Source organism: Enterobacter cloacae complex sp. XAL002, assembly GCF_049236805.1.
GTDB lineage: Bacteria > Pseudomonadota > Gammaproteobacteria > Enterobacterales > Enterobacteriaceae > Enterobacter > Enterobacter intestinihominis.
On sequence record NZ_JBMKJN010000056.1, the window covers coordinates 1 to 3,535 of the forward strand.

A 3,535-nucleotide genomic window follows, 5' to 3' on the forward strand; every position below is an offset into this window, starting at 1 on the left:
GCTGAGATAGGTGCCTCACTGATTAAGCATTGGTAACTGTCAGACCAAGTTTACTCATACTGAAATAATTGGGGGGTGATTACCACCGTAAATTTTTCCCAGACGGTAAAAAGAATTACAGACTTTTATCAACTAAAAAAGTGGCCTGAATATCAGCACTACCGTCAATACCATTTCAGTAAATCAGGATAGGGAAAAATTGGCAAACCCAGTTCTTCACTTGCTCTGCGGGTTCTGTCACCCTGACGTCATACGGTAATCCCCCCCAATTCATTAATCGACAAGGTCATCCTGATGAAACAAATTACCATGAGCGATATGCAGCAACAGAGCGCAGCGGCTGTGCAATCGCCTCGGCTCCGCGCGCACCGTAATTTCCATCCAGAATTAAGCGATTCGGTCCAACGTCTGGCTATTGCCATGGAACCTGGGACCTACGTGCGCCCGCACCGACACCCTCACACCTTCGAGCTACTGTTGCCATTAAGGGGTCGTTTCGTGGTGCTGAATTTTGACGATCGGGGTACCGTCACCCATCGGGCGATATTGGGGGAAACCTGTACGGTGCTGGAGATGGCCGCAGGAACCTGGCATGCCGTGCTGTCGCTGGATACCGGTGGCATAATTTTTGAAGTAAAACACGGTGGCTATCAACCCGTGGCTGCCGATGACTATGCGCACTGGGCTCCAGCGGAAGGAGAACCAGGAACCACGGAGCTTATGGCCTGGTATGCGCAAGCGCAGGTGGGCGACAGCACTTTTGCCGTCTAAGGCGATAAACAAAAACGGAATGAGTTTCCCCATTCCGTTTCCGCTATTACAAACCGTCGGTGACGATTTTAGCCGCCGACGCTAATACATCGCGACGGCTTTCTGCCTTAGGTTGAGGCTGGGTGAAGTAAGTGACCAGAATCAGCGGCGCACGATCTTTTGGCCAGATCACCGCGATATCGTTGGTGGTGCCATAGTCACCGCTGCCGGTTTTATCCCCCACAACCCAGGAAGCAGGCAGTCCAGCCTGAATGCTCGCTGCACCGGTGGTATTGCCTTTCATCCATGTCACCAGCTGCGCCCGTTGGCTGTCGCCCAATGCTTTACCCAGCGTCAGATTCCGCAGAGTTTGCGCCATTGCCCGAGGTGAAGTGGTATCACGCGGATCGCCCGGAATGGCGGTGTTTAACGTCGGCTCGGTACGGTCGAGACGGAACGTTTCGTCTCCCAGCTGTCGGGCGAACGCGGTGACGCTAGCCGGGCCGCCAACGTGAGCAATCAGCTTATTCATCGCCACGTTATCGCTGTACTGTAGCGCGGCCGCGCTAAGCTCAGCCAGTGACATCGTCCCATTGACGTGCTTTTCCGCAATCGGATTATAGTTAACAAGGTCAGATTTTTTGATCTCAACTCGCTGATTTAACAGATTCGGTTCGCTTTCACTTTTCTTCAGCACCGCGGCCGCGGCCATCACTTTACTGGTGCTGCACATCGCAAAGCGCTCATCAGCACGATAAAGTATTTGCGAATTATCTGCTGTGTTAATCAATGCCACACCCAGTCTGCCTCCCGACTGCCGCTCTAATTCGGCAAGTTTTTGCTGTACGTCCGCCGTTTGCGCATACAGCGGCACACTTCCTAACAACAGCGTGACGGTTGCCGTCGCCATCAGCGTGAACTGGCGCAGTGATTTTTTAACCATGGGATTCCTTATTCTGGAAGAGACGAAATAACAACAACATGAATAGTCAATATTTTACCTGAAGCGAGCCACAACGCGTCCGATTTTATGCTTCCGAAAGGCAAATACGGACGTCGCCAGAATGAAACCTAAATTCCACGTGTGTTTTTTATTAGCTTCAAAAATCACTATTTCACGAAGAATTTAGACTGCTTCTCACACATTGTAACATTATTTACAACCACCTTTCAATCATTTTTGATAAATCATTGATTTCATCTTTGCTGCAATGATACTTAATAAACTCTGCAAGTTATCCACAGAGCAACACTCAATTTTATTGATGATATTCTTATTATACCAGACATTTTTCATACACTCCCTTGTACGGATAGTTTTCCGACAACTTCATGATTACATATCTTGCGGTTTTGATTATTTTTGCTGCAAGAAATACATACTTCAAACGAAAGGTCTTTATTTGCTGTCTGTATTCTGAAGAGTCCAAGGAATCAAACTTGAACAACAAAAATAGGTTATATGAAAGCATCATCATTTGAAACACGGCTTCATTCGCCCAAAATGACTTTAGCAAGAGATGACCCACCGCCATGTCGTATTTGGCTTCTTTGATATAGTTTTCAGCATTACCACGCTTTTCATAGTATATAACTACTTTTTCAGAAAGCAAGGTAGTATTTGTTACAAAGAAAAAGTAGTCGTATTCGGAACCTTCTAAAAGTGATAATTGTGCTCTTTCTTTTTCTGGTTTCAGTACGCGAGATACGACAAATCTTCTGTCTTTTTCCCATTTAACTAATTTTGTATACAGTTCTGTAGTTTCTCTACCTTCTTCTCCTTTAACGAATACAATTGATGAATTCGTTGCTTGTGAGGTGAGTGTAGAATAACTTTTGGCTTTAATTAAATATTTGCATCCAAGAGATTCTATCGTTTCGATAATTTTTTCATCAAAGTAGCCACTATCCATTCGAAATAAAATTTCTAAATCGTCTGATTTGATGTTAGCAACAATTTCTTTGATCATTTCCGCAGCACCGTTTGCAGTGTAAGTATTGCCACTTCTTACAAATCCGGTAACATATGCTTTTAATTCGTCGCAAAATGCAAATTGGATATTGTAGCATCGGTTTCCCAGTTTCTTAGGATTATATCCTTTTGACGCACCTTCTTGATGACCTTCTACGTTAATTACACTACTATCAATATCAATCGTAATGGATGTCAATTTACTTTTAGTGAGCAGTTTTTTAAAGACTTTAAAATTAATGTCTCTAAACATTTGGGTTGTCTTGAAGTTGAAGTTTCCTAGAAACCGTGACACTGTTTCAGGTTCTTTTACGGAAATATCAAACTCGTTGACGAGGGGATCATTTTGAAGTAGCTTTAGACGTTCTAACTTATCAATGCCAATGAAGTGACCGCAGAGCATGGTCTTTATATGATTCATCTTGATTTTATTTGTTGAGTCATTATCAAATACGAGGTCATTTTCAATAAAATCAAAAATCCCATTGCTTTTTGCATTCTCAAGGAGCAGAAAAAGACCTGCATTTGATGTTAGATTCTTAGCTTTGAAATCAATTTTATTAATCATAATTAGAACCCCTTTTTACTACTTTTCTTACTATTATTTTACCATATATCGAGTCATAAAAGCTGATAATTTAACATATTTTTGAGCACTTTTCTTTCACCCAATGGGTGAAAGCTGAATTTCGAAGGAATGCATATTTATCAAGGCTTTGATTATGCTTTTTGAAGTACTGACGTAGAATCTAGGTCATATATACTTTAGATTGATTTAAAACTTCATTTTTAATTTAAAAGGATCTAGGTGAA

General features: G+C 42.7%; 3 protein-coding genes. 1 reads left to right on the forward strand and 2 read right to left on the reverse strand.

Annotated elements, in window-relative coordinates:
• Positions 1-294 precede the first annotated feature (294 nt).
• Positions 295-771, forward strand: a complete 477-nt coding sequence (locus ACOT0L_RS23770; RefSeq protein ID WP_013023839.1) for a WbuC family cupin fold metalloprotein — start codon at positions 295-297, stop codon at positions 769-771.
• A gap of 46 nt (positions 772-817) precedes the next feature.
• On the opposite strand, the gene ACOT0L_RS23775 is transcribed toward ACOT0L_RS23770, so the two are convergent.
• Positions 818-1,693 carry an extended-spectrum class A beta-lactamase CTX-M-3 gene (locus ACOT0L_RS23775; RefSeq protein WP_011091028.1) on the reverse strand — a complete coding sequence of 292 codons (876 nt, stop codon included), beginning with the start codon at positions 1,691-1,693 and terminating at the stop codon, positions 818-820.
• 334 nt (positions 1,694-2,027) lie between these two features.
• The gene (locus ACOT0L_RS23780; protein ID WP_000608644.1) at positions 2,028-3,290 is read right to left on the reverse strand and encodes an IS1380-like element ISEcp1 family transposase; all 1,263 of its coding nucleotides are present in this window, start codon (positions 3,288-3,290) and stop codon (positions 2,028-2,030) included.
• Positions 3,291-3,535: the final 245 nt, after the last annotated feature.

Coding starts and splice junctions, on each gene's coding strand:
- ACOT0L_RS23780 (WP_000608644.1), bottom strand. CDS start 3,290: ATGATTAATAAAATTGATTTCAAAGCTAAGAATCTAACATCAAATGCA.
- ACOT0L_RS23770 (WP_013023839.1), top strand. CDS start 295: ATGAAACAAATTACCATGAGCGATATGCAGCAACAGAGCGCAGCGGCT.
- ACOT0L_RS23775 (WP_011091028.1), bottom strand. CDS start 1,693: ATGGTTAAAAAATCACTGCGCCAGTTCACGCTGATGGCGACGGCAACC.